This is a genomic window from Nocardia sp. CA-151230 (assembly GCF_050942175.1).
Taxonomy (GTDB): domain Bacteria; phylum Actinomycetota; class Actinomycetes; order Mycobacteriales; family Mycobacteriaceae; genus Nocardia.
The window spans coordinates 7,745,409-7,768,915 of record NZ_CP192061.1 but is presented as its reverse complement, the minus strand read 5'-3'; the positions used below and the strand labels follow the sequence as shown (position 1 = coordinate 7,768,915).

Sequence of the window (23,507 nt, the reverse complement as noted above, 5' to 3'; positions counted from 1 at the left end):
GCACTGACACACACCGGGAGGCAGTCATGCACAAGTTGCTAGTCCTGTATCCCAAGCCCGCCGACCCTGACCACTTCCGCGACTACTACGAGACCAACCACCTTCCACTGGTCATGAATTGGCCCGGCCTGCTTGCGTGGCGCTACAGCTTCGACGTGGCGGCGACCAACGGAGAAGCGCCGTATTTCGCGGTCTTCGAAGCCGATTTCGCTGACGCCGCCGCCTTGGCCGCGTCGCGGGCGTCGCAGTACGGCCAGCTGGCGGCCGCCGATGTCGTCAACTACGCCACCGGCGGTGTGGTCGTCATCGACTATCCGGTGCAGGACGGCACCAGCTGAGGCAGGACGGTACGCTCCGGGACGCGTTCGGCCGGCCTTTGCGGCCGGGTCCCGGCTATCGGCGGAACGCCGTTCCCGGTTGCCGTTTGGTTGAGCGTCAAAGGTGGGCCGATGTCCTGGCCGGATGTCACGGTGGTTGATGCGCGCGTGCGGCGCGACGGCCGGGGCGGGAGCCCGCCAACCTCGGGCAGGCCCGGCATCGCCTTTCGAAGAACGGTCCAAGCGTTCCGAACCCAGTAAGGAATTCTGACTGTCATCGGCAATAGCGGACGTTCTGTACCGCACCAGGTTCCGGCCGTCGGCGCCCAGCGGTGGCCGGTTCGGTCAGCGCGGTATGCGGCCGGAAGAGTGCGTTGATGCGCCCTCGTTGAAGGCCGTTCGACCTTCCCGTTGGTGCGTGGCGCTGGGCATCGATGCCGGTGAGGTGGGCCTGGCCCGAGAGCGCGTGAAGGCGCGGCCGGTGGGTGCGCACGCGTCAGCGAGCGAAGGTGAGGTGTTGCTGATCTACCCCCTTCGTAGATCAGCAACAACGGCATCGGTGCGGGTCAGCCCTGCTCGCGTTCGATTTCGTCGAGCAGCGTGGCGAGCGACTCGTTTAGTCAAAGGTTAAGTGCGCGTATAGATTCGGGTCGACCGGATTTGCGACGAACCTCTTCCGGGATTGCGACAATGCTGGAGGGGGACGCAGGTGTCCGAGCTGGAATTGGCAAGCGACACCACATCCGAGGTGCCGAAGGACGACAGACCGGCGTTCTGGCGCGAGCAGGTTTCCACCAATCAGGGCGGAGCGCGGGTCAACTTCAGCGATTGGCCGAACTTCGATGGCGCGCTGCGGGTTCAGCGCCTGGCGGGCTATAAGTTGGGCGACTTCCAGAATGTGCAGTTCGAATCCACCGAGATTTCCTACGAACGCACGCTGGCCGAAGTCGAGGCGGACGGCGACCGTAGCGCCCGATTGCTGATCCCGCGCAGCGGAACCCTCGGCATCGAGCAACACGGCACACGAGTGCTGCTGCGGCCTGGTCAGATGGGCGTCGTCGATTGGGGCCAGCGCATGGTGCTCTCCCACGGAGACCATGTGCGGAGCTGGATTCTGAACGTTCCTGCCGACACACTGCGCTTGTCTCCCGATGGGCCGCCGCATCTGGCATTGGACGCCCACGACCCGCTGCTCGGGTCCGTGCTTGCGCTCACCGAACAGCTCGACCGCCACGGCGACACGATGACGGCGACCCAATTCTTGAAGATCAGCACGCACTGGACCGGGCTGCTGGCCGGTGCTCTGGACGAACGCTGGGCCCCGGAGAACACGAAACTGGCCGCGATATCCCGACATGCGCGCCTGCACATTCGCAGATGCTCCGATGACCCGCGGGTCACTGTGGAAACCGTCGCCGAAGATCTCGGCATCACGCGCCGCCAGCTCGAACGTGCCATGCGCCTGGCGGGCACTACTCCCCACAGCTACCTGCTCACCGCCCGTCTCGAACGGGCGGTGGCACGCCTCTCCGATCCACAGAATCAACGCCGAACCATCGCCGATATCGCCTACGACAGCGGTTTTTCGACTCTGTCGGTCTTCAACAAGGCCTGCCGGGACATCTATCACGCTTCTCCTGGCCAGCTACGGCAACGAAGCAACTAGGTCGATCCCTCCTCAACCACTTTGATGACCTCGGTTCCTGAACTGCTGTTGACGGGAGCCATGGCCGGCTTGGGGACTAATCGATGTCGTCGAATGTTTCGAGCTCGGTCCTGAAGGAGTCTTCCGTCGTGGGTTCGATCAGAACGACGAAGTCGGGGAGCGCGGAAGTGGTGGCGTTGCCTTGGTCGTCCATCGCTCCTGGCTCTGCTTCCCAATCGAGGAGGTGGACGGTCACCGCGTATGCCCCTGCAGGAACGTCGATCTCGGTCGGAACCATGTCGGCGACGGCCGGCTCAGAGTCGGGGAAAGCGCCGATGTCTTCGATGCCACCGACTTTGGCGATACCGGTCGATCGAAACAGGTACGGCTCGGACGAGTGCCGGACGTACTACCGTTCTCGCTCGGAGAGCTCGTGCGTACCGGTCGAGTACAGCCGTACCAACACACCGAATTCCCCGTCGGACGGTATGTTCAGCGGCACCAACCGGCCTGCGCGAATGTGTTCGACGATCGGCTCGTCGTCGAGTAGTTCCAGCTCCCAACTGTCGTAATCCACGACGTGGGTGAAGGCTCGCAGGATCCCAGAGCGCAAGCATGCCTGAGCCAGTGACCGAGGTGAAGGGGCGGTTGCCCGACACGTCCACTGACGATCTTGAAGTCATGGTTGGGAGCTTCTCGAAGAGAACCGACACAATCCACGCTGAGGCCGGTCCGGAATGCCGCTCATCGGCATAATGGTGCGTTCGTCACTGTCAGAGCGATCATCGCCGCGAACAAGATCTGCCTCATCTGCCCCCAGTGAGCCTTCCCATCGCGATCGGCCGAACACAACTCGAACGGTCGGTTGGCCAAGCGCACGACGGAGAGTGACCGCTGCCTGCGTGACGCACGGCATTCGGCGGAAAAGGATGTTCGGGGCCGCAATTGGCCTCGCTGCCGGCCGTGCCCGCTTTGGCTGATTCGGACTGTCCGGAATGCGGCTTTTCGGCCAGTCGCATGGGAAATAGGAGTGTAGTGACTCAGAACTGCGTGTGGCGTACCAGCACACCATTGAATTCGACGCCTAAGGTCTGACTCGGTCCGCCCATCAGGGGCAGCTGAGTGAGGGGTTCGAAGAATGATGTTCGAGAAATTCACTGCTACCGTTTTCATGGCCATCTCGGCCGTGGGTATTACTGCGGCAACCGCCCATGCAGAGCCGGCCGTTACGGAGCAGCCGACTGCTGTGACCGTGGGGGACACAACTTCCGGTGTGGATCATGGAATCAACTACCAGATCACCGTTTCGCCAGTCGACAGGGCCGTTTACGCCACTGTCGAGAATGGCAGGTTCGAGGTCGCACAGAACGGTGCGGTGGTCGAGTCCGGCGACGGAGCGGCGGTGACCGAAGTGCCGCAATGGCTCGCCGTCGACGGGCGTTCAATCGCGATTGCGCAGCACATCGGTGCGGACGGCCGCACCCTGACGCTGACACCGACCCCGACGGCAGAAGATATTGCGCAGCTGAAGGACATCAGCTCCTATGACCGGCTCAAGGAGCAGGTCAACAACAACCTGCCCGGCATCATCACCGGCGCGATCGTGGGCGGCATCCTTGGGGCGTTGTTTCCCCTGGTATGGGGGATCAGCATCCCCGTGGGTGCGCTGATCGGTGGAACCATCGGCGGATACGTCACGGGCGGCCCGGACTTCATCGGTGCCGTACAGGCGTGGGCCACCGGCCAGCCGTGATCACGGGCAGGTGAAAGAGAGGCCAACTGGTCGATTTGGGCAGCCGCGGCACCGAAGCGCTCGTCGAACCGGCTCTTCTGCGGCGTGGGTTGCGGCCGCGGATCGGCCCACTTGGAGGTACCAGGTGCAGCCTGCCAGGCAGTCGGCGGATCCACGAGTCGCCCACGGGCAGTTGTCCCGTGGGCGACGCTGTGCTGGGGGGCTCAGTCCTCGATCGGCACCGGGGCGGTGTCGATCCCGGTCCGGTTCAGTGTCGAGTTGCGGTAGCCGAAGGTGGCGTAGAGGGCGAGGCCGAGGAGAAGCCAGACGACGAAGCGGATCCAGGTGACGATGTCGAGGTGGCTGATGAGCCAGATCGAGAAGCCGATGCCGATGACGGGGACGACCGGCACCCAGGGGGTGCGGAAGGTGCGGTCGGCGTCGGGGCGGGTGCGGCGCAGGCGCATGACGCCGAGCGCCACCACGATGAAGGCCATGAGGATGCCGACATTGGTGAGTTCGGCGGCCTCGCGGATCGGGAGGAAGCCGGCGATGAGAGCGGAGACGATGCCGACCGGCCAGATGACGCGGGTGGGCACCTTGCGTTCGCCGGTCTTGCCGAAGTAGTTGGGCAGCAGGCCGTCTCGGCTCATTGCGAAGCCGACGCGGGTGACGGCGAGCATATTGGCGAACGCGGAGGTGGTGACGCCGACGACCGCGCCGACCGCGATGACCAGGCCCAGGATTCCCATGCCCACGGTGTCGAAGGCGCTGGAGAACGGCGCGGCAACATCGATATCGGTGTAGTTGACCATGCCGACGATCACCAGGCACACCAGCAGGTAGACGACGGATGCGATGCCGAGACTGATCAGGATGGCCTTGGGTAGCAGCTTCTTGCCGTCCTTGGATTCCTCGGCGGCCGCGCTCATGGCGTCGTAACCGTAGACCGCGAAGAACGCCAGTGCCGCACCGGAAACCGCGCCGCCGACTCCGAACGGGAAGAACGGCGTGTAGTTGCCCGCCTTGATGTGGAACGCGCCGGCGACGACGACAATGGCCACGATCAACACCTTCACCGCGACCAATCCCGTTTGCACACGGGCGGATTCACGGGTGCCACGCGACAGCAGATAGGCCAGCAGCAGGCAGAGAACGACCGCGAACAGGTCGATCTTGCGGCCCTCGCCGGTGCCGGGCGCGCCGAGCGCCCAGGTCGGCAGATCGAATCCGATGTAATGGGTGATGTAGTTCAGGTAGCCCGAGACCGCGATCGCCACCACCGACACGATGGCGGTGTACTCGAGCAGCAGATCCCAGCCGATCATGAACCCGATGATCTCGCCCAGCGCTACATACGAATACGTGTAGGCCGAACCGGCTTTCGGTACCATGCCCGCGAATTCGGCGTAGCAGAGTCCCGCCGCGCCGGAGGCCACGACCGCGATGGCGAAGGAGATCAGCACGGCCGGACCCGCCACCTGGTTGGCCACGACACCGGCCAGGGAGAACACTCCCGCGCCGACCAGGCCGCCCAGGCTCAGCGCGACCAGTTGCCACAGGCCCATGCTCTTGGTGAAATCGCCGGAATCGGCATCGGTGACGGGCATGCGTCGCATGACTCCGGCGAGGGTGATGGGCGGGCGTGGGCGGCGGGTGACGACAGACATTGTCGCGCCTTTCAGGTGGTGATTCTTCAACTAGGGGTGGTGGACGGCGGGGGAGTCGCGAGCTTCAGAAGACGAAGCCCTCGGGGAACGGATCGGCCGGGTCGAGCAGGTAACTGGCTGTGCCGGTCAGCCACGCGCGACCGGTGATCTCCGGCACCACGGCGGGATGTCCGGCGACGTTGACGGGCTCGACCGCGCGGGCGTGGAAGGTGGTGCCGATGAACGAGTCATTGCGCAGCACTTGTCCGTCGGAGAGCAGACCGCGGGCGTGCTGGCGGGCCAGCAGCGCGGAGGTGCCGGTGCCGCAGGGGGAGCGGTCGAACCAGCCCGGGTGAATGGCCATGGCGTTGCGCGTGTGTGCGGGCTGGGAGGCCGGATCCAGGAACAGGACGTGCTTGCATCCGCCGATCCGCTCGTCCTCCAGATGCACCGGACGCCGGAATTCGTTGACGGCAGCCATTATTCGCAGGCCGGCGTCGAGGATCCGATCCTGTTGGGCGCGGTCGAACGGTATCCCGAGCTTGCCGAGATCGACGATGGCGTAGAAGTTTCCACCGTAGGCCATGTCGTAGCGGACGGTGCCGATCCCGGGCACCTCCACCTGGTTGTCGAGGCTGTCGCAGTAGGCCGGGACATTGCGCAGCGCCACCGAATCGGCGTGGCCCGCAGTGATATTCACGGTCGCTACGACGCGTCCGGCGGGGGTGTCCAGGCGGATCTCGGTGACCGGTGCGGTCACCGGCACCATGCCCGCCTCCACCAGCGCGGTCGCCACGCCGATGGTCCCGTGCCCGCACATCGGCAGCAGCCCGCTCACCTCGATGAACAGCACCCCGTAGTGCCCGTCGGCGGTGGTGGCCGGTTGCAGGATGGCCCCGCTCATCGACGCGTGCCCGCGCGGCTCGTTGACCAGGAATTTCCGCAGGCCGTCCAGATTCTCGAGGAAGTAGTCGCGCCGATCGGCCATGGTGTCACCCGGAATCGGGCCGACCCCGCCGGTGACCACCCGGGTGGGCATGCCCTCGGTGTGGGTGTCGATGGCGGAGATGATTCTGCTGCTGTGCATCAGGATTGCCCTTCGGTGTCGAGTTCGGCGAGTTCGCGCAAGCGAACGACGGCGGCCAGCGGACGCCAGGCGGGAGTGGCGGCGGCCAGGCCGGTAGGAGCGAGATCCGCTGTGCTGTAGCGGCATTGGCTGCCGGGGGCCGCATCGTCGGTCCCGGCGGACTGTGCGGCGCGCAGGGCGGCGACGGCGGTCCCGCAGATGCGGCCCTGGCACGGCCCGAGTCCGGCGCGGGTGGCGAGTTTCGCGGCACGGTAGCTCTCGCCCGCGGTGCCCGCCCAGGCCGTGGTCAGCTCGTCCCGGGTGGCGTTCTCGCACCGGCAGATCACGGTTTCGGGGCGGGACCAGGCCACCGCCTCGGTGCCGATCGGGTGCGCGGCGGCGAGCCGGGCGATGAACCGCCGGGCGGTGCCGTGGCGGGCGCGCAGGCCGCGCTCGGCGCTCGGATCGCCACCGGCGGCCGCGATCCCGGCGACGGCGCCCTCGACCGCCGCGACCTGCGCCCCACCGATTCCGGTGAGTTCACCTGCCGCCCAGACCATGTCGGCGCTCGTCCGCTGATCCCGGTCGACGCTGACGAATCCGTCGGCCGTCAGGCGCGCGCCCGCGGCCACCGCGAGTTCGTGCTGCGGGGTGAAGCCGTGCGAGACCGCGACCGCGTCCACCGCGACGGTGGTATGGCTGCCCGGTACCGGTGCCCAGTGTTCGTCGAGCCGGGCCACGGTCGCCTCTTCGACCCGGCCGTCACCCGCGACAGCGACCACCGCGGTCGAGGTGCGCACCGGAATCCGATGGCGCAGACCGGAACCCGCGTACTCGATCAGTTCGGCCGCCTTGCCGACACTGTGCCGCAGCTCCCACGGCCGGGCGGCCCAGTGTCGCAGGATCGCCCGGGCCGGATTGGCTTCGAGCACCGCCCGGACCCGCGCGCCGCCATCGGCCAGCGAGTGGGCGACGGGGAGCAGGAACGGCCCGGTGCCCGACACCAGCACGGATCGCCCGATGAGCAGTCGCTGGGTTTTCGCGAGGGTCTGCGCGGCCCCGCCGGTGTAGACGCCGGGCAGATCCCAGCCGGGGAACGGGCACACGCGGTCGTAGGCTCCGGTCGCGATGATCAGCGCGTCCCCGCGCACTGCCCGATGCGTACGGTGATCACCCTCGAGGCCGATGAGCAATCGCACTGTGGGACAACCGCCTTCGGGGTGGCGTTCGAGGTGGTACACCGCCGCGCGGGCCAGATATTCGCAACGCGGATGCTCGGCCAGGAGCCGGGCCCGGCGCTCGGCCGCCGCGTACCCGTGCCCGATGGCCAGCGGCCGGCGGACTCCGTAGGCCGCCGATATGCGGCGGTTGTACTGACCGCCGAGCGCCTCGTTGGAGTCGATCAGCGTCACCGTCGCGCCGTGGCGCAGCGCCGCTTCGGCGGCCGCCGTGCCTGCCGGACCACCGCCGATGACCACCACATGCCGGTTCATCGCTCGCTTCCGCCCGCTCGGCTCTGACTGGTGACGGTGTCGCCGTCGCGCGCCGGACGGCGACACAGGCGCACGTCCGGCACGCCGTTGACGGTCGCCACGCAGTCGAAGCAGACGCCGATACCGCAGAACACGCCGCGGCCACCGCCGTTGCGCGCGGTGCGCCAGTGTGTGCGCCCGGCGGCGAGCAGCACCGTGGCCAGGGTCTGACCGTGCACACCCGCCACCTCGACGCCGTCGGCGCGGATGGTCAGCGGCCGGTCCGCGCGGCCGAGGCGGTCGCGGTCCGGGGGAATCAGGTTGGGGCTCATGGTGAGACGTGCTCCGTGCTCGAGGTGATGACCGCCGGTCGGTCGACGGTGAAGGCCGCAATATCGACCTCGTCGGGTCTGCCGGTGAGGGCGGAGGCGACCAGCTGCGCGGTGCCGAGCGCGAGCCCGATGCCCGCGCCCTCATGGCCGGTCGCGTGCCACAGTCCGGGCAGGCGCGGATCCGGGCCGATCACCGGGAGGTGGTCGTCGACGTAGGGGCGGAAACCGCCGTAGGCGCGCATGATCGCGACGTCCGCCAGCATCGGGAACAGGCGCAGTGCCTTGCGTGCGATGGCGGCGAGGCTGTCGGGGCGGATCCGGTCGTCGAATCCGGCCTGCCGCCGCGAGGATCCGAGCAGCAGCGGGCCACCCCGGGTGGACTCCACCACGGCCGAGGATTGCAGCGCGGTATCCGAACTGCCCACCGCGCCGACGTAATCCGCGTCGTAGACCTTGTGGAAGACGGTCGGCGGCAGCGGAGCGGTGATCAGCACATCGCCGCGGCGCGGTTTGACCGCGATCGGCGCGCCCAGCACCGCCGCCACCGCACCCGACCACGGCCCGGCGGCATTGATCACCACATCGGCGAACCGGTCGCCGCGCGTGGTCCGCACGCCCAGCAGCCGATCGCCGCTGACGATCGAATCGGTGACAGTGCACCGGGTTTCGACGACCGCCCCGCCCGCGGCCGCGGCGGCGAGCAGTGCCGAGGCCGCGCCGACCGGCTGGACCTGCGCGTCGTCGGGGTAGAGGACCGCGCCGCTCACCTCGGTGGTGAGCGCCGGCTCGGCCGCCGCGAGTGCGCTCGCGTCGAGATCGGCGCAGTGCACACCGACCGCGCGCTGGCTGTCGGCGAAGGCGGCGAGCGCGGACGCACCCGCGTCGGTGGTCGCTACGACGATGCCGCCCTTGGGTTCCCACTCGACGGCCGCGACCGCTCGGGGCAGCCGTTCGGCGATGCGCGCGAGCGTCTCGGGCCACAGCCGCCGCGACAGTCGCGCCAGCTCCAGCTCCGGACCGGGGCCCTTGTCCGAGACCAGCACGTTGCCCTCGCCGTGTGCCGTGGTCCCGGACGCTATCCCGCCCGCCTCACAGATCCGCACCGACAGGCCCGCCACGGCGAGCCGGTCGGCGAGCGCGCAGCCGATCACTCCGCCGCCGACGATCAGCACATCGGTCCCCCTCATGGACGATGTGCCGGCTATGTCGTATGTCATTGAGCTCGTGCCCCGTTCACCGATCGAGGCACACCCAGCGGATTGTCGTCGCGCAGTTCCGGCGGTAGCAGCTCGGCTGGCACCGACTGGAACACCACCGGACGCAGGAAGCGGGCGATCGAGGCGGTGCCCACCGAAGTCGACGCGGGCGCGGTGGTCGCCGGATAGGGTCCGCCGTGCTGCTGCGCGTAGGTCACCGACAGGCCGGTCGGCCAGCTGTTCCACAACACTCGGCCCGCCGCGCCCGCCGCCTCGGTGAGCAGGGCACGAGCGGTGTCGTCGGCTTGGTCGCCGAAGACCGAGACCGTCAGCTGCCCGCTCACCGCGCGGGCCAGCCCGAGAAGTTCGGCGGTCTCCCGATAGGTCACCACCAGTGCTGCGGGGCCGAACATCTCGTGCGTCAGCGCTTGCGGATCGGCGAGCACGTCCTGGGCGGTAGTGGTCAGCAGCAGCGTGCGCCCCGCCGCGCCGCCGCTCAGGATCCGCACCCGCGGGTGCGCGCGCAATTGTTCGACGGCCCCGACGAATCCGGCCTCGATCGCGGCATTGAGCATGTCACCGGTCGGCTCGGGTGCCGACCGGGCCAGTTCGGCGAGCAGCGGTGACCCGTCCGGGACCGCGATGATCCCCGGCTTGGTGCACAGCTGCCCGGCACTGGCCGACAGCGTGCCCAGAAGTCCGGCGGCGATCTCCACGGCCCGTGATTCCGCGGCCGCGGAGGTGACGAAAACCGGGTTGACGGAGCCCAATTCACCGTAGAAAGGAATCGGCACCGGTCGGGCGGCGGCGATGTCGAACAGCGCGCGCCCGCCCCGGGTGGAGCCGGTGAACGCGGCCGCGGTGATGGCGGTATGGGTCAGCACCCGCACGCCCGCATCGACACCGAACACCAGGCCGAAAGTTCCGCTCGGAGCCTGGTTTTCGGCCAGCGCCTCGGTGACTATCGCGCCGACCGCCCGTGACAGCAATGGATGGCCCGGGCTGGCCTTGACGATGACCGGGCACCCGGCGGCCAGCGCGGCGGCCGTATCGCCACCGGCGACGGAGAAGGCGAAGGGGAAATTGCTCGCCGCGAAATTGACGACCGGGCCGAGCGGCATGTTCATCCGGCGCAGATCCGGGCGTGGCGCACCCATCGGCCACTCGGCGTCGGCGGTGTCGATGCGCACGTCGAGGTAGCCGCCGTCGCGCACGGTCTCGGCGAACAGGCGCAGCTGAAACGTGGTGCGCCGCAACTCGCCGGTCAGCCGCGCCTCGGTCAACCGGGTTTCGTTCCGCGCCATGGCGATCAGCTCCGCGGCGCGGGCGTCGAGCCGGTCGGCGAGGTCGGTCAGCGCCCGAGCGCGACCGGCCGCACCCAGCGCCGCCCACGCGGGGGCGGCCGCGGCCGCGGCGGCGACCGCGGCGTCGACCTCGGCCGCCGTGGTATCGGCGATCGATCCGGCTGTCGTGTCGATCATCGTGTTGTCCTCGTTTCCCGTATTCGCCTGTTGGCCTGTGGATTACCGGTAACCCTTGGCCAGCACCGCCTTGGTGTCGGCGGTGATCCGGGCGGTCAGCCCGGGGGCGAGCGGAATCCGCGGCGGCCGGCACGCGCCGCCGGGTCGCCCGGCCAGGTCCATCGACAGCTTGATGGCGTGCACGAATTCGGTCTTGGAGTCCCAGCGCAGCAGCGGATGCAGTTCCCGGTACAGAGGCAGCGCCTTGTCCAGGTCGCGGTTGACCGCCGCGTTGTACAGCTCCACGGTCACCTGCGGAATGGCGTTGGGGTAGCCGGCCACCCAGCCGACCGCGCCGGCGATGCCCAGTTCCAGCACCACGTCGTCGGAACCGATCAGCACGTCGAGTTCCGGTGCCAGCTCCTTGATTTCGTAGAAGCGACGGACATCGCCGGTGAACTCCTTGACGCCGACGATCAGCCCCTCGGCGTGCAGTTCGGCCAGCAGGTCCGGGGTGAGGTCGATGCGGGTATCGATCGGATTGTTGTATGCCACGATGGGCAGACCGACCGCGGCCACCGTCCGATAGTGATCGAGGACGACCTCGCGATTGCCCCGATAGATATTGGGCGGCAACAGCATGACGCACTGGGCGCCGGCCTCGGCGGCCTGCTCGGCCCATTTACGCGCTTGCAGCGCGCCGTAGGCGGCGATGCCGGGCATGACCGTGAAGCCTTGCGGCGCGGCCTCGATGGCGGTGGTGACCACCCGGGCGCGTTCGGTGTCGTCGAGGGTCTGGTACTCCCCGAGCGAGCCGTTGGGGCTCACGCCGTGGCAGCCGTTGGCCGCCAGCCACCGTACGTGCTCGGCGTAGGCGTCGTAGTCGACCGAGAGATCCTCGGTGAACGGCAGGGTGGTCGCGACGATCACCCCGTGCCAGGGCTTGTTCGCCGGCGACGTGGTGGTTTCGGACATGTGAGCCTCCATCGGGTGAGAGTCCGGGGAGAGCGCCCCGGCCGCCAGTCACCATGTGACGTGTGACATTGCACTGACCGTAAGCGATGGAGTCATGTCCGGTCAACCACTTGCGTGATCCGGATCACCACCCTATGGTGCAATGTCACACATCACAGATGAGGGTGGCGCATGACCGCAGTTGACGACTCCGCGACAGCACGGCAATCCGATCCGGGCTTGACTGCCCCGCCGACCGGACTACACCGGATCGTGGCCGCCGCCATGGTCGGCGCGGTCGCCGAGTGGTACGAATTCTTCCTCTACGGCACCGCATCCGCGCTGGTCTTCGGGCAGGTGTTCTTCCGTTCCAGCGGCAATGCGGTCGACGGGATCATCGCCGCCTTCGCGCTCTACGCCGTCGGCTTCCTGGCCCGGCCTTTCGGCGGAATCCTGTTCGGGCACTTCGGGGATCGCGTCGGACGCAAGGCGTTGCTGCAGCTGAGCCTGGTCGTGGTGGGCATCACCACGTTCCTGATGGGCTGCCTGCCCACCTTCGCCGCCATCGGCTACTGGGCCCCGGTGCTGCTGGTGGGGCTGCGCCTGATCCAGGGCTTCGCGTTCGGCGGCGAATGGGGCGGAGCGGTGCTATTGGTCAGCGAGCACAGCCCCGACCATCGGCGTGGGTTCTGGGCGAGCTGGCCGCAGTCGGGCGTGCCGCTGGGCAATGTCCTGGCGACCGTGGTGATGCTGGTGCTGTCGGCGAATCTGTCCGACGCGCAGTTTCTTTCGTGGGGCTGGCGGATCGGCTTCTGGCTGTCGGCCGTCGTGGTGCTGATCGGCTACTGGGTGCGCTCGAGCGTCGACGACGCACCGATCTTCCGCGAGGCGCAGCAGCGGTTGGACGCCGACCGACGCCACGCGCTCGGCATCGTCGAAGTACTGCGCCATCACTGGCGGCAGGTGCTGATCGGCATCGGCGCGCGCTTCGCCGAGAACATCCTCTACTACCTGGTGGTGACGTTCTCGATCACCTATCTCAAACTCGCCGTGCACGTGGACACCGCACCGATCCTGGCGCTCATGCTGGTGGCGCACCTGTTGCACTTCTTCATGATTCCGGCGGCGGGCCTGCTGTCGGATGTGATCGGGCGGCGGCCGGTCTATCTCACCGGGGCCGTGCTCACCGCCGGCTGGGGTTTCCTGGCCTTCCCGATGATGGACACCGGGAACTACGCCGTCATCGTCGTGGCCATCACCCTCGGTCTGGCCGTCGAATCCCTCACCTACGCACCGTATTCCGCGCTCATGACCGAGATGTTCCCGACGCATGTGCGATATACGGCCCTGTCGTTCTGCTATCAGGTCGCGCCGATTCTGGCCGGATCGCTGGCCCCGCTGATCGCCATCAGCCTGTTCGACCGCTTCCACAGCTCGGTGCCGATCTCGCTGTATCTGATTGTGGCCGCCGCGATCTCGGTGCTGGCGGTCGGGCTGGCCAAGGAGACCGTCGGCAAGTCGCTGAGGTCGGTCGATGCGGAGGCTGCGCGATGAGGACGCCTGCGCCGACCACGGGCCGGGTGTCGCGGGGGCGACGGCTATACAACGTGACATGGCATAGAATGTCGTGAACCGATCGAATCCATCGATCACGGGCAGGGGAGCCGACCACGTGAGTATCGACCAGTTCACCCAGGTGGAGAAGGTCAGCCTGCGCGAGAAGGTCTCGCGGGCACTGCGCGCGGCCATCATCGCCGGTGAAATGGAGCCCGGCGTGGTGTATTCCGCACCCACGCTGGGCGCGCGGTTCGGAGTGTCGGCCACCCCGGTCCGCGAGGCCATGCAGGATCTGGCCCGAGAGAACCTCATCTCGATTGTGCCCAACAAGGGATTCCGGGTCACCGAGGTGGCCGAGAAGGACCTCGACGACATCACCCGCATCCGGCTGCTGCTGGAACCGCCGGTGGTCCGCGAGGTCACCCCGCTGATTCCGGAATCGGATATACCGCACCTGCGTGCCCTCGCCGAGAAGATCGTCGAAGGTGCCGAAAGCGGAGACCTGGTGGAATACACGGCGGCCGACCAGATCTTCCATCTGACCCTGCTCGGCTACGCCGACAACCCGCGCCTCAACACCCTGGTTTCCGACCTGCGCGACCACACCCGCCTGTTCGGCCTCGCCTCCCTGGCCGAGAAAGGCGAACTGGTCGACGTCGCCCGCGAGCATCTCACCATCGTCGACCTACTCGAATCCCGCGATCAGGACGCCGTCGAACACTTCCTGCGCGACCACATCCGGCAGGCCCGCGGCCGCTGGGCGAAGCCCCAGGACTAGCCGGCCGGGCTTCCGGTTTCTCGGTTGAAATCAGTTGGCGGGCTTGCCGAACCAGCGGGTGAGGTGGTCGTTCAGGTCCTGCTGGTGCTGCCGATCCAGGCGACATGGCCGTCGGGGCGGAGCAGGAGGGCCGGAATATCCAGTGCCGCAGTGGGATCCGCGATGAGGTCGACTCGGTCCGACCAGCCTTCGACGGTCAGGCGTTCGGTGCGGTCGAGTACCAGGCCGCGGCCCCGATGTAGTCGGTCGTAGAGGCGGCCCTGTTTCAGGTCGATATCGCGCAGCCGGCGGCCGAGTAGATCGGGGCCCTCGCCGAAGTCGTAGCGGATGTCGATCGCGGTGATCTTCTCGATCAGATAGCGCCCGATTCTCGCCCACGCGGTCGCCGCCGACTCCGCATTTCCGCAGGTCCTGGCATCGATCGCCTATTGTGCGGCACCCCCGGATCTTGCCGCAAGCGATATATGCCGAAGGGGGAGAGGAGTTCGGGGTGAGGTCGTCAGGAGAGGAAGTGCTGTAGTTCCTCCGCGACGAACTGGGGGTTCTCCTCGACGAGCCAGTGTCCTGCGTGTGGCACGTCGACCGCGCGCACGATGTTGGTCATGCGCGGTGCGACGGTGGCGCGGATCGCGTCGAGTTGGCCCTGAGCGGTCATGAGGAGGGTCGGGACGGGAGTCGGTGTTGCTGCCATGGTGTCGCGTACGTCTTTGTCCAGGGCGCGGTAGAGGTCGAAGCCGCCTGCCAGTTTCTCCGGCCGACTGTATGTTCTTGCGTACTCGTCGATTTCGGCGTCGGTGAAGGGCGATCGGTCCGAGGTGCCGCCGAATGCCGTACCGCCGAAGGAGACCTGCGGGTAGAACAGGGCCAGGTACTCACGGACGTGGTCGCCGACGACCGCTTCGGGGACTCGGCGCTGGGAGTGGAAGGCTATGTGCCAGCTCAACGAGCGGTAGGTCGGCGCGTCGATCGCGGGCCCGGGTAGCGGTAGGTCGAGGTAGCCGAGGCGCGCGGTGTCGGCGGGGTACTGGGCGGCGTACTCGAAGGCCACCGCGGCGCCGAAGTCGTGCCCGACCACGCGGGCATCCCGCACTCCGAGCCGATCGGCGATGAGGGCGTGCACATACCGGGCCAGGGTGGCCTTGTCGTAGCCGGTCGGTGAGCCGGTGCTGTCGCCCAATCCGGGGAGGTCGACGGCGTAGACGGTGTGGCCTTCGGCGAGTGCCGGCATGATCGGCCACCAGCCGTACCAGGTCTGCGGCCAACCGTGGATCAGCACCACCGGCGAGCCGCTGCCGCCGGTCACGTAGTGCATGCGGACGCCATCGACGTCGGCGAACTCGTGCCGGAAGGTGCTCTCGAACGCGGGGTCGCCCTGGGTGGCGACAGCGTAGGGGGCGACCGCGGGGGTGGTCGGCGAGCAGGCCGCCGTGCCGATCGTGATCAGCAGGGCGAGTGCGGCGACCGCCACCGCGCGGGCCGATCCGAGGAAGCCGTGCGTCGGCGTCCGGGTCGTGGTGATCATGTGTTCCTTGCCTGGAGTGGAAGTCAGCGGCCGGTTGTGCCGTCGATCAGTTCGCGGAGGATGTCGGCGTGACCCGCGTGCCGGCCGGTCTCCTCGATCATGTGTGTGAGCGCCCAGCGGATGCTCGGAGCCGTGCGTCCCCGTCGCGGCCGGGGGATCGGTGCGCCGAGATCGGTGCAGCCGTCGAGTATTTCGTCCGCGCGCTCGACCGCGGTTCGATAGCGGGCGACGACGTCGGCCACGTGGTCCTCGGGCGCGACCCGGAACGTCGCCTGCCAGTCGATGACGTTGTCCCCGAGGAATATCGAGCGTTCGACGAAGGTCAGATGCGCGAGCAGGCCGAGCAGGTTCGTGCCCGACGGCACCGCGGCCGTGCGTACGTGCGGTTCGGGTGCGCCCTCGACCTTCGCGACGATCGCGGTTCGCAGATAGCCGAGGAATCCGCGCAGGACCTCGATCTCGTCGCTTCCGGTCCGAGGCGGCGGGGTGTCCGAGCGGCGTGTCCGGCGGGTCGCAGTGCTGGCGTTCATCGAGACTCCTTCGGTCGGGACGCGCCCAGTCTCGCCGCGACCGCCAGGATCTGGCACGCAATCTTGCGGTTCCGGCAAGATGGTCGCGTGGACCGCGAAATCGACGATGTGCTCGACGCAGTGGGACCGAGACTGCGTGCGTTGCGCCGCGCCCGCGGGATCACCCTCGCCGACCTCGCGACGCGGACCGGGGTGTCGGAGAGCACGCTGTCCCGGCTGGAGAGCGGGCAGCGTCGCGCGACCCTGGAGTTGCTCTTGCCGCTGGCCCGCACCTACGACGTTCCCCTGGACGACCTCGTCGGCGCCCCGCGCACCGGTGATCCGCGAATTCACTTGAAGCCGATACGGCGGTCCGGGATGACCTTCGTGCCGCTGTCCCGGCGACCGGGTGGCATACAGGCGTTCAAAATGGTCATCCCCGCTCAGCCGGAACCGCTCGAACCGACACCACAGACGCACGACGGCTTCGAATGGCTGTACGTGCTCAACGGTCGCCTGCGGCTGGTGCTCGGCGAACGCGACCTGACCCTGCCGCCCGGCGAAGCCGCAGAGTTCGACACCTCGTTGCCGCACTGGCTGGGCAGCGCCGACGGCGGAACGGTCGAACTACTCATCCTGTTCGGCCTCCAAGGAATGCGCGCGCATGTGCGCCCCGACCAGCACGAGAACCGTTGACCGACAACGGGTAGCGGATGTTCGGCACCGCAGCGAGTTCGGTTCTCTGATCGCGCAGGTCCGGTCGGTCAGACCTGCTCGCGAGCCGACGAAAAGTCCCGGAATTCGGTTGAAGCGATATCGGCGAATCACGAGATACCAAGGCGGGCAAGGCTGATCCCGGCCTGCCCACCTACGGAAAGGTGGAGAGTGAACCCCCTCCCCTTCGATGGTTGGTCACGGTGTTTCGGTGAGTTTGATGCTGGTTGCCCAAAGATCCTCGGCCTTGGCCGGGTCATAGGAGTCGGTGGACGATCGAATCCGACGGTGGCCGGAAAAGTACTTCCCGGTGACGGTGGCCAGATCAGGGTTGAGGATCAACCGAGCCAGGGCCTGCCCGGAGCGGCGGGAAGTGTGGACATTGATGCCTGGCACAACGGTGAGGGCCGGGAGCAGATAGCGCCAGGCCAGACCTTGTATTCCGTGGTAGTCGCGGCCGAGTCCGGTGCCGGGCATCAAGCCGGGGTCGAACGCATTGACGGTGATCTGGGGCGGCACAGTGCTGCGATCGAGCTGTCGGGCCAGTTCGTAGGTGGTCAGCACGTTGCACAGTTTGGATGTGGTGTAGCGGCGGCGCCCGGTCGGGCCGGGGCGTGAAGCGTCGTCGGCGACGTCGGGATGGGCCAGATCCCAGGCTGTGCTGTAGGACGGGGCCGGCATGCCGGTCGGCTTGGTGGGATCGTGGGTGTCGCTCGCGACGAAAACGATCCGACCCGGGGTCTGCAGCCTGGACAGCAGCTCCCGGACCAGCAGGAAGTGTGCGAGATGGTTGACCGCGAAGGTCTGCTCGATCCCGTCGATGGTCAGGACCGTGCCGGAAACGCTCTGCATACCGGCATTGCAGATGATCGCATGGAGCGGTGGCAGCCGGTGTTCGCCGAATTCGCGGGCGAAGCGGCGAACCTCGTCGAGGGAGGCCAAATCCAACGGCACGCCGACAGCCCGGTCGCCCAGTCTGCGGGCAGCCTCGTGTACTCGGTCCGGGCCGCGACCGGTGATGACCACCTGCCAGCTCGAGTCGGCCGCGAGGATGGCCTCGGCGGCACGGTAGCCCAGACTGCCGGTTCCACCAGTGATCAGAACTGTGCGCGAGGTGCTCATCGGGCTGATCCTTTGCTCATCGGGACCCAGGTGCCGCGGAATCCGAGCGGAACACGGTGCGGCAGACCGATCCACCACATTTGTCGTGTTCCCATGATGAGGCGGCCGATGTAGTTCAATGGCAGAACTCCTGCTTCCCAAGCAGTTTCAGACTCCCGATCGCCTCGGCGATGACTGTGATCTGGTCGTCGAGATCGAGAATCCGGTCCACGATCGCGGCGGTGGTGAGTCCGGCCGCCAGTGCGGCCTCGAGCTCGCCGTGCGCGCGTGCCCGGGCCGTCCGCAGCTCGACGAGCGTGCCCTCGACCGTCACGTCTTGCCTGAATTGCCTAGTGCGAGTGAGGGATTTGCAGTCGGTCATGCGCTGGCCTTCGTTCGTGTGGGTGCGGATGTCGGGGCGGGTATGGCCAACAGACGGCTCGAATGGCGGATTGCTATCGACCCAGCGGTCCTGCGAGAGGCAGGACGACCGTGCAGGAGACGGGTGAGGCGTGCGTGGGGTCGAGGGCATTGAGGACCACGCGCACCGTGACCGGATCCGCGGTCAGCTCGTAGTGCTCGGTGTAGTCGGTCGGGCAGAGGTCCTGCAGCACCACGTCGTCGACATTGGGCCCGTCCAGCAGGCCGGTGGTCCAGGGGGTGGCGATCTCGTCGTAGCGGGAGACCACGGTGGTGAACCGGATGGCCGGTGCGAGGGCCGGGTCCGCGTTCAGGTCGATGGCGACCTTCGAGCCGGGCGAGAGCTGGCACGGTCCGCACTGCGCAGCCAGTTCCGCTCCGGGCGCGGTGGATTCGAGCAGCGGCTGCAGGTTCGCGAGGCCGCTGACCGTGGAACCGTGCAGCGGCGCGGCCAGCGCCACGTAGCGGTCGATCTTCGGGATGGCGCCGAGGTGGTTCAGGGCGTAGAACGGCACCGCGCCGCCCATCGAATGGCCGACGAGATCGACCTTGTCCGAGCCGGTTTCGGCGCGCACCCGGTCGACGAAGTCGGAGATCTGCCGGGCGCTGGTCTCGACCGGCGTGATGGCGCCCATGACCGGGCCGAGCGCGCCGGTGCCGTAGGTCGTGGTGAACACGCAGTAACCGGCGTTCACGAGGACCGCGGACAGGGTGTTCCAGGTGACGGTGTCATTGGACAGCCCGTGCAGCAGCACCACCGGATTCGGGTGCGCGGCAGTGGGTGTGCAGGACCAGTCGTTCGCGCCGGGCGGGGCCTGCCCGGGCGCGGTGAGCTCGGCGGCCAGTCCGCCGAAGTAGCTGTAGGACGGATCCGGCTCGTCGGCCGCGGCCGGGCGTACGGCGAGCGCGGCGGCGAACAGGACGGCGGCGGTGAGGCAGCGGGTGGCCGATCGCATGGGTACTCCCGGGGGATTCGTGCCGGTCGGCCTCACGATGCCCCCTACGCGCCGCGCATGACCGACCGGTCGGTCATAGGCTAGCCGCTGTGTACCCTCGAGGGGAAGAGACAACGCAGGAAAGGATTTCGGCCATGCCCCGACCCGCGGAACCGGGCCGCAACGCCCTGCTCGACGCCGGGGCGGAGGTCGCCGCGCGCACGGGCCTGGCCGGACTGTCGGTCAATGCCGTGGTCCAGGCCGCCGGCATGGCGAAAGGCACGTTCTACCACCACTTTCCGGACCGGCGCAGCTATGTCGTCGCCCTGCACCGCCGGTATCACGACGAGCTGACCGGTCTCGTCCTCGCCGCCGTCGGCGACCTCGCGCCCGGCCGCGAGCGACTGCGCACCGGCCTCGCCGCCTACCTCGACGCCTGCCTGGCCACCCGGGGCACCAAAGCCTTTCTCGCCCAGTCCCGCACCGAGACCGATCTGCTCGACGAGGTGACCGCCCGCAATCAGTTGGTCGCCGCGGTGATCGCGCCCGATATCGAGCTGCTGGGCTGGGCGGACCCGCCCGCGGTGGCGCTCCTGGTCATCGCCATGGTGGCCGAGATCGCGCTGGCCGAACTGTATTCCGACGCGGCCCGCCCCGACCTGCGCGCCGCGCTCACGGCATTGATCGAGCGCACGCCGGCCTGACCGCCGTCGCGGTCACCGCCCGTAGTCGGCGAGTCCGGCTACCGCCGTGATTATCCGGACCCGACGCCCGGGCAGTACGACAGGTATCCGTGGTACAGGAGTAACGATGAACCGTCAGCGCGAGGAGTCCGGTCGCGATGCTCGCCCAACGCCGCGTCATCGGTACGATCGTGCGGGCGGCGGCGCATGTCATGGGGTCGAATTCAGATTCAACGTGCAGGGAATTCCGCTTCAACCGTTGGGAATTCGCGGCGGCGGGCAACGAGCTGCCAGGCGACCAGCATGAGGCTGACCCATAGCACCGGAACGTAGAAGTTCAGGATGACCCAGGTCAGATCATGCGCTGTCGTGGTCGCGTCATAGCGGATACCGAGCACGGTGCCGTTCGCAAGATCGAGCACTGTTTCCGCGATGAACAGCCATAGGACCGGGATTGCCGCTCTGCTGTCGCGGCGCAGCAGCCAGATCCCAAGAAATGCCAGGCCCGCGCCGAGCACATCGCCCCACGCGATCTGGTGTGCCGCCGAAAGCGGAATCTCGAATCCGACGCGGCGCGCGGAATAGATCTGCAAAGCGACAATCCGGAACACGTGCACCCACAGGCAGGCTGTGATGGCCACCGCCACCGCGTGCCGCCGCAGCCAGGGCACGGCCAACCAGACGGCCGCCACGGCGGCAATGGCCAATGCCAGCGTGGTGGCGATCAGGCTGGCCACTGCCGGCGTCATGGCCGACGCACCTGGTGCGCTACGACTCGGCGAGCCATCGGTAGGCCCGCTCTCGCGTGGAGAACCAGCCGGTCGGGAAGGACGCGGAACCTTCCACGCCAGGTTGTGCACCGGCCTCGACCGTGCCGGGGACGCCGGGGGCGACCAGGAACGCGAACTTCGTCACTCCGGCTGCGCCGTAGCGCGGAATGATGTTCCGGTCCCGCCAGCCCGTGACATCCGGGCCGAATTCATGGTGGAAGTCGGTGGCATCGACAATCATGTATCGAGGTTTATGTTGGTCGCCCATCTGGGCGAACAGCGTCAGGGTTTCCTTGAAATCGTCATCGCTCAATTCGCCGGGCAGCCAACGCAGTTCCAGCGTCCGCCAGTCTTCGTGGTGCAGGATGACGCCCCACGGATTGCGAGCGACCTCCACCGGCTCGAGCTGCTGAACTTCAGCCATCGCCTACACCTCCTTTCCTTCTCGCAAACTAACGCCGGTGGGCGGGCGATCATGAGGGGCCAGTCAGACAACTTCCGTGCTGATTCGGCCACGCCCCTATCGGCGCCGCTGTCGCCGGGCATACCCTCGGACCGTGCTATCGGTCGCAGTGCTGGCACTGGCGGGTGGAGCCTCGATCGGCCCTGCCGGCTTCATGGATGTGCTGGCCAAGGCGGATCGCTCCTGGCAGTTGCAGGCCGGTGCGGCATGGACTCAGCTGTTCGATACAACCCTGGTCGGACTGACCGACGCCCCGGTACGGTGCCGCGATGGAGTCCTGCTGCAGCCCCACTGCCGGGCCGCCGAACTCGCGCCGCCGAACCTTGTGGTGGTGCCGGCCTTCGATGACGAGAACCTGCTCGATTCGCTTGCCGACAACCGGGAGTGGGTGCCGTGGCTGGACAAATGGCACGCCCAGGGCGGCCGCGTCGCATCATCGTGCGTCGGCGCGTTCCTACTCGCCGAGGCGGGCCTGCTGGACGGACGCCCCGCCACCACACACTGGATGTTCGCCGAGACCCTCCGCTCCCGTTATCCCCGAGTCAAGGTCGCAACCGACCGGCTGATTGTCGACGCCGGGGATGTCATCACCTGCGGCGGCGCCACCACCTTCCTGTCGCTGGTCGTCTATCTGGTGGAACGCTTCGGCGGCCACGAGCGTGCGGCCGTGGCCCGCAAAGTCCTGCTCATCGATGGCGGCCGGACCAGCCAGCTGCCCTACCTGACCTACACGCCGGTCCGCGATCACGGCGACGAGCTGATGCAACGGATACAGGACTACATCGACACCCATCTCGGCACGCCGATCGGATCCGAAGCCCTGGCCCGGCATTTCGGCATAAGCCCGCGCACCCTCGCTCGGCGATTCCACGCCGCCACCGACTCGAGCGTGAACTCCTATGTGCAACAAGCCAGGATGCTGCTGGCCAAGAAGCTCCTGGAGACCACCGACCAGCCGATCGAGCAAATCCGCACGGCCACCGGCTACCTCGACCCCGCCGCCTTCCGCCGGGTCTTCCGCGAGGCCGCCGGAGTTTCCCCGCGACAGTACCGAAACATCTACACCACCCGGCCGTGAATGTCTTCGTCGCTGACCGGTGTAGCGTGTACGCAGTTCAGACCCGGTTGAACGTGCCGGCCGCGGCGCCCACCATCAAGGGTTATTCGGCTTCGGAACGCGAATCAGCCCGGGGGCGACCATATCCAATGAGCTGCCCTGGTTTCTGAACCGGTTGTGTGGCAACGGCATTCGAGAGCTTGCCAGCCTACTTGGGGGGTGTAGAAGTGACCGTCGCCGCACTCCTGCCGTTCAATTTCGAGAGGGTCGAGTTCTGAAGCGGATCAGCCTCTGCGAAGTAGGTCAGCGCAAGTATCGCTGCTGGTAGAGACTCCACTGCCCCCATCTGGTTGTCCGGGTGGGGGCCGTCGTCTCGGCGGCCAGCGGATGCGGCCGTTCTGAACCGCGCACTATGCGGCAGAAGAGTGTGTTCGGCAAGGCGACCTCGTCGAGGGAGGACCGAATCCGCCGCAGCCACGGCTCTCGCCCGGGCCACACGTCGTCATAGTTGACCGCGTCCGTCGCTGCGCGAGGCGATGGCCACCGACGAGGGCGCTCCCGCAGCCAAGGGCGACTAGATCGGTTTCGGCAGATCCGTCACGAACACCGCAGTTCGTGATGGTCTTTGCCGTGCCCCCAAGACTTGGGGCGATCTCGAGTCCATGCGCTGCGGTATCTTCCATGCGATCGCCGCACCCTGGTCGGCGCGCAGAGGAAGCACGCCACTTGTTCAACAAATACTTTGCGGCCGCCGCCCTCTCGGTGAGCGCCGCTGCCGTTCTTGCGGCACCGCCTGCCGCCGCCGACCCGGTCAACTGGGGCGCCGTTTCCCTCAGCGTGTGGGGCAACGTCTACGCGATTTCGGTCAACCACCCGACGGAAGCCGACGCCATTCGAGCCGCCGACCGAGCGTGCAAGGGTCAAGGCATCATCGACTGCCGGATGATGGTGACGTTCGCGAACGGCTGCGGTGCAGTCGTGACGAGTCCGCTCGCGATCGTCGCAGGGTTCCCGATCGTGGGCTTCGGTAAGGGGGCGACCCCGGGGGAGGCATACGCAGACGCCACCCGCAACCTCCCCACCGGCACCGGAAGCGTCGGCTCGTTCAATCGCGAACATGCCTGCACCCAGCCTTGATCTAGTTCCAGCACGGTCCTCGGCAGATCAGTGCGTTC

At 67.6% G+C, this 23,507-nt stretch carries 25 protein-coding genes and 1 pseudogene; 9 read left to right on the top strand and 17 right to left on the bottom strand.

Annotated features, from left to right (window positions below; genetic code table 11):
• Nucleotides 1-26: 26 nt before the first annotated feature.
• Together ACQP1O_RS36495 and ACQP1O_RS36490 are read left to right on the top strand one after the other, a co-directional pair.
• A complete protein-coding gene (locus ACQP1O_RS36495) occupies nt 27-338 on the top strand; it encodes an EthD family reductase (RefSeq protein WP_433562887.1) in 312 nt (103 codons plus the stop codon).
• Between the two features lie 688 nt (nt 339-1,026).
• Complete coding sequence (locus ACQP1O_RS36490; protein ID WP_433562886.1) at nt 1,027-1,983, top strand: AraC family transcriptional regulator; 957 nt, start codon at nt 1,027-1,029, stop codon at nt 1,981-1,983.
• A 76-nt stretch (nt 1,984-2,059) separates the two neighbouring features.
• On the opposite strand, the gene ACQP1O_RS36485 is transcribed toward ACQP1O_RS36490, so the two are convergent.
• Together ACQP1O_RS36485 and ACQP1O_RS36480 are read right to left on the bottom strand one after the other, a co-directional pair.
• Nucleotides 2,060-2,260 (bottom strand): hypothetical protein, encoded by a 201-nt coding sequence (locus tag ACQP1O_RS36485; RefSeq protein WP_433562885.1) that lies wholly within the window; start codon nt 2,258-2,260, stop codon nt 2,060-2,062.
• Nucleotides 2,261-2,371: 111 nt separating this feature from the next.
• Nucleotides 2,372-2,575: a hypothetical protein gene (locus ACQP1O_RS36480; protein WP_433562884.1), complete on the bottom strand. Its 204-nt coding sequence runs from the start codon at nt 2,573-2,575 to the stop codon at nt 2,372-2,374.
• Nucleotides 2,576-3,100: 525 nt separating this feature from the next.
• Between ACQP1O_RS36480 and ACQP1O_RS36475 the strand changes: the two genes are divergently transcribed.
• On the top strand, nt 3,101-3,715 hold the full coding sequence (locus tag ACQP1O_RS36475; protein ID WP_433562883.1) for a hypothetical protein: 615 nt from the start codon (nt 3,101-3,103) through the stop codon (nt 3,713-3,715).
• Between the two features lie 203 nt (nt 3,716-3,918).
• Here the strand turns inward: ACQP1O_RS36475 and ACQP1O_RS36470 are convergent, their stop codons facing one another.
• The 7 genes from ACQP1O_RS36470 to ACQP1O_RS36440 all read right to left on the bottom strand — a co-directional run bounded on the left by ACQP1O_RS36470 (nt 3,919) and on the right by ACQP1O_RS36440 (nt 11,844).
• Entirely contained in the window at nt 3,919-5,364 is a 1,446-nt protein-coding gene (locus ACQP1O_RS36470) for an amino acid permease (protein WP_433562882.1), read from the bottom strand.
• Nucleotides 5,365-5,428: 64 nt separating this feature from the next.
• A complete protein-coding gene (locus ACQP1O_RS36465; RefSeq protein WP_433562881.1) occupies nt 5,429-6,430 on the bottom strand; it encodes a proline racemase family protein in 1,002 nt (333 codons plus the stop codon).
• Complete coding sequence (locus tag ACQP1O_RS36460; protein WP_433562880.1) at nt 6,430-7,902, bottom strand: FAD-dependent oxidoreductase; 1,473 nt, start codon at nt 7,900-7,902, stop codon at nt 6,430-6,432. The genes ACQP1O_RS36465 and ACQP1O_RS36460 overlap by 1 nt, the downstream gene beginning before the upstream one ends.
• Nucleotides 7,899-8,213, bottom strand: coding sequence for a (2Fe-2S)-binding protein (locus ACQP1O_RS36455; protein ID WP_433562879.1), 315 nt, complete (start codon nt 8,211-8,213; stop codon nt 7,899-7,901). The genes ACQP1O_RS36460 and ACQP1O_RS36455 overlap by 4 nt, the downstream gene beginning before the upstream one ends.
• Nucleotides 8,210-9,400, bottom strand: a complete 1,191-nt coding sequence (locus tag ACQP1O_RS36450) for an NAD(P)/FAD-dependent oxidoreductase (RefSeq protein ID WP_433562878.1) — start codon at nt 9,398-9,400, stop codon at nt 8,210-8,212. The genes ACQP1O_RS36455 and ACQP1O_RS36450 overlap by 4 nt, the downstream gene beginning before the upstream one ends.
• Nucleotides 9,401-9,426: 26 nt before the next feature.
• Nucleotides 9,427-10,890 (bottom strand): aldehyde dehydrogenase (NADP(+)), encoded by a 1,464-nt coding sequence (locus ACQP1O_RS36445; protein ID WP_433562877.1) that lies wholly within the window; start codon nt 10,888-10,890, stop codon nt 9,427-9,429.
• 42 nt (nt 10,891-10,932) lie between these two features.
• Complete coding sequence (locus ACQP1O_RS36440) at nt 10,933-11,844, bottom strand: dihydrodipicolinate synthase family protein (RefSeq protein ID WP_433562876.1); 912 nt, start codon at nt 11,842-11,844, stop codon at nt 10,933-10,935.
• A gap of 171 nt (nt 11,845-12,015) precedes the next feature.
• Between ACQP1O_RS36440 and ACQP1O_RS36435 the strand changes: the two genes are divergently transcribed.
• Both ACQP1O_RS36435 and ACQP1O_RS36430 read left to right on the top strand, forming a co-directional pair.
• A complete protein-coding gene (locus ACQP1O_RS36435) occupies nt 12,016-13,377 on the top strand; it encodes an MFS transporter (protein ID WP_433562875.1) in 1,362 nt (453 codons plus the stop codon).
• Between the two features lie 118 nt (nt 13,378-13,495).
• Nucleotides 13,496-14,158 carry a GntR family transcriptional regulator gene (locus ACQP1O_RS36430; protein WP_433562874.1) on the top strand — a complete coding sequence of 221 codons (663 nt, stop codon included), beginning with the start codon at nt 13,496-13,498 and terminating at the stop codon, nt 14,156-14,158.
• Nucleotides 14,159-14,188: 30 nt separating this feature from the next.
• Here ACQP1O_RS36430 and ACQP1O_RS36425 read toward each other — a convergent pair.
• From ACQP1O_RS36425 to ACQP1O_RS36415, 3 genes and pseudogenes are all read right to left on the bottom strand, one after another.
• Nucleotides 14,189-14,526 (bottom strand): annotated as a pseudogene (locus tag ACQP1O_RS36425) (monooxygenase); the annotation flags it as partial.
• Between the two features lie 131 nt (nt 14,527-14,657).
• On the bottom strand, nt 14,658-15,680 hold the full coding sequence (locus ACQP1O_RS36420; RefSeq protein WP_433562873.1) for an alpha/beta fold hydrolase: 1,023 nt from the start codon (nt 15,678-15,680) through the stop codon (nt 14,658-14,660).
• A 23-nt stretch (nt 15,681-15,703) separates the two neighbouring features.
• Nucleotides 15,704-16,210: a DinB family protein gene (locus ACQP1O_RS36415; RefSeq protein ID WP_433562872.1), complete on the bottom strand. Its 507-nt coding sequence runs from the start codon at nt 16,208-16,210 to the stop codon at nt 15,704-15,706.
• 87 nt (nt 16,211-16,297) lie between these two features.
• Here ACQP1O_RS36415 and ACQP1O_RS36410 point away from each other — a divergent pair, with 87 nt between their 5' ends.
• Nucleotides 16,298-16,885: a helix-turn-helix domain-containing protein gene (locus tag ACQP1O_RS36410; RefSeq protein WP_433562871.1), complete on the top strand. Its 588-nt coding sequence runs from the start codon at nt 16,298-16,300 to the stop codon at nt 16,883-16,885.
• Between the two features lie 216 nt (nt 16,886-17,101).
• Here the strand turns inward: ACQP1O_RS36410 and ACQP1O_RS36405 are convergent, their stop codons facing one another.
• The 3 genes from ACQP1O_RS36405 to ACQP1O_RS36395 form a co-directional block, all read right to left on the bottom strand.
• On the bottom strand, nt 17,102-18,025 hold the full coding sequence (locus ACQP1O_RS36405; protein WP_433562870.1) for an SDR family NAD(P)-dependent oxidoreductase: 924 nt from the start codon (nt 18,023-18,025) through the stop codon (nt 17,102-17,104).
• A 115-nt stretch (nt 18,026-18,140) separates the two neighbouring features.
• Nucleotides 18,141-18,338, bottom strand: coding sequence for a hypothetical protein (locus tag ACQP1O_RS36400; protein WP_433562869.1), 198 nt, complete (start codon nt 18,336-18,338; stop codon nt 18,141-18,143).
• Between the two features lie 121 nt (nt 18,339-18,459).
• Nucleotides 18,460-19,380, bottom strand: coding sequence for an esterase/lipase family protein (locus tag ACQP1O_RS36395; protein WP_433562868.1), 921 nt, complete (start codon nt 19,378-19,380; stop codon nt 18,460-18,462).
• Between the two features lie 134 nt (nt 19,381-19,514).
• Here ACQP1O_RS36395 and ACQP1O_RS36390 point away from each other — a divergent pair, with 134 nt between their 5' ends.
• The gene (locus ACQP1O_RS36390) at nt 19,515-20,063 is read left to right on the top strand and encodes a TetR/AcrR family transcriptional regulator (RefSeq protein ID WP_433562867.1); all 549 of its coding nucleotides are present in this window, start codon (nt 19,515-19,517) and stop codon (nt 20,061-20,063) included.
• A 209-nt stretch (nt 20,064-20,272) separates the two neighbouring features.
• Here the strand turns inward: ACQP1O_RS36390 and ACQP1O_RS36385 are convergent, their stop codons facing one another.
• Together ACQP1O_RS36385 and ACQP1O_RS36380 are read right to left on the bottom strand one after the other, a co-directional pair.
• A complete protein-coding gene (locus tag ACQP1O_RS36385) occupies nt 20,273-20,791 on the bottom strand; it encodes a hypothetical protein (protein WP_433562866.1) in 519 nt (172 codons plus the stop codon).
• Between the two features lie 19 nt (nt 20,792-20,810).
• Nucleotides 20,811-21,236: a hypothetical protein gene (locus tag ACQP1O_RS36380; protein WP_433562865.1), complete on the bottom strand. Its 426-nt coding sequence runs from the start codon at nt 21,234-21,236 to the stop codon at nt 20,811-20,813.
• Between the two features lie 133 nt (nt 21,237-21,369).
• Here ACQP1O_RS36380 and ACQP1O_RS36375 point away from each other — a divergent pair, with 133 nt between their 5' ends.
• Nucleotides 21,370-22,353 (top strand): GlxA family transcriptional regulator, encoded by a 984-nt coding sequence (locus tag ACQP1O_RS36375; RefSeq protein WP_433562864.1) that lies wholly within the window; start codon nt 21,370-21,372, stop codon nt 22,351-22,353.
• A 705-nt stretch (nt 22,354-23,058) separates the two neighbouring features.
• Nucleotides 23,059-23,469, top strand: a complete 411-nt coding sequence (locus ACQP1O_RS36370) for a DUF4189 domain-containing protein (RefSeq protein ID WP_354833695.1) — start codon at nt 23,059-23,061, stop codon at nt 23,467-23,469.
• Nucleotides 23,470-23,507: the final 38 nt, after the last annotated feature.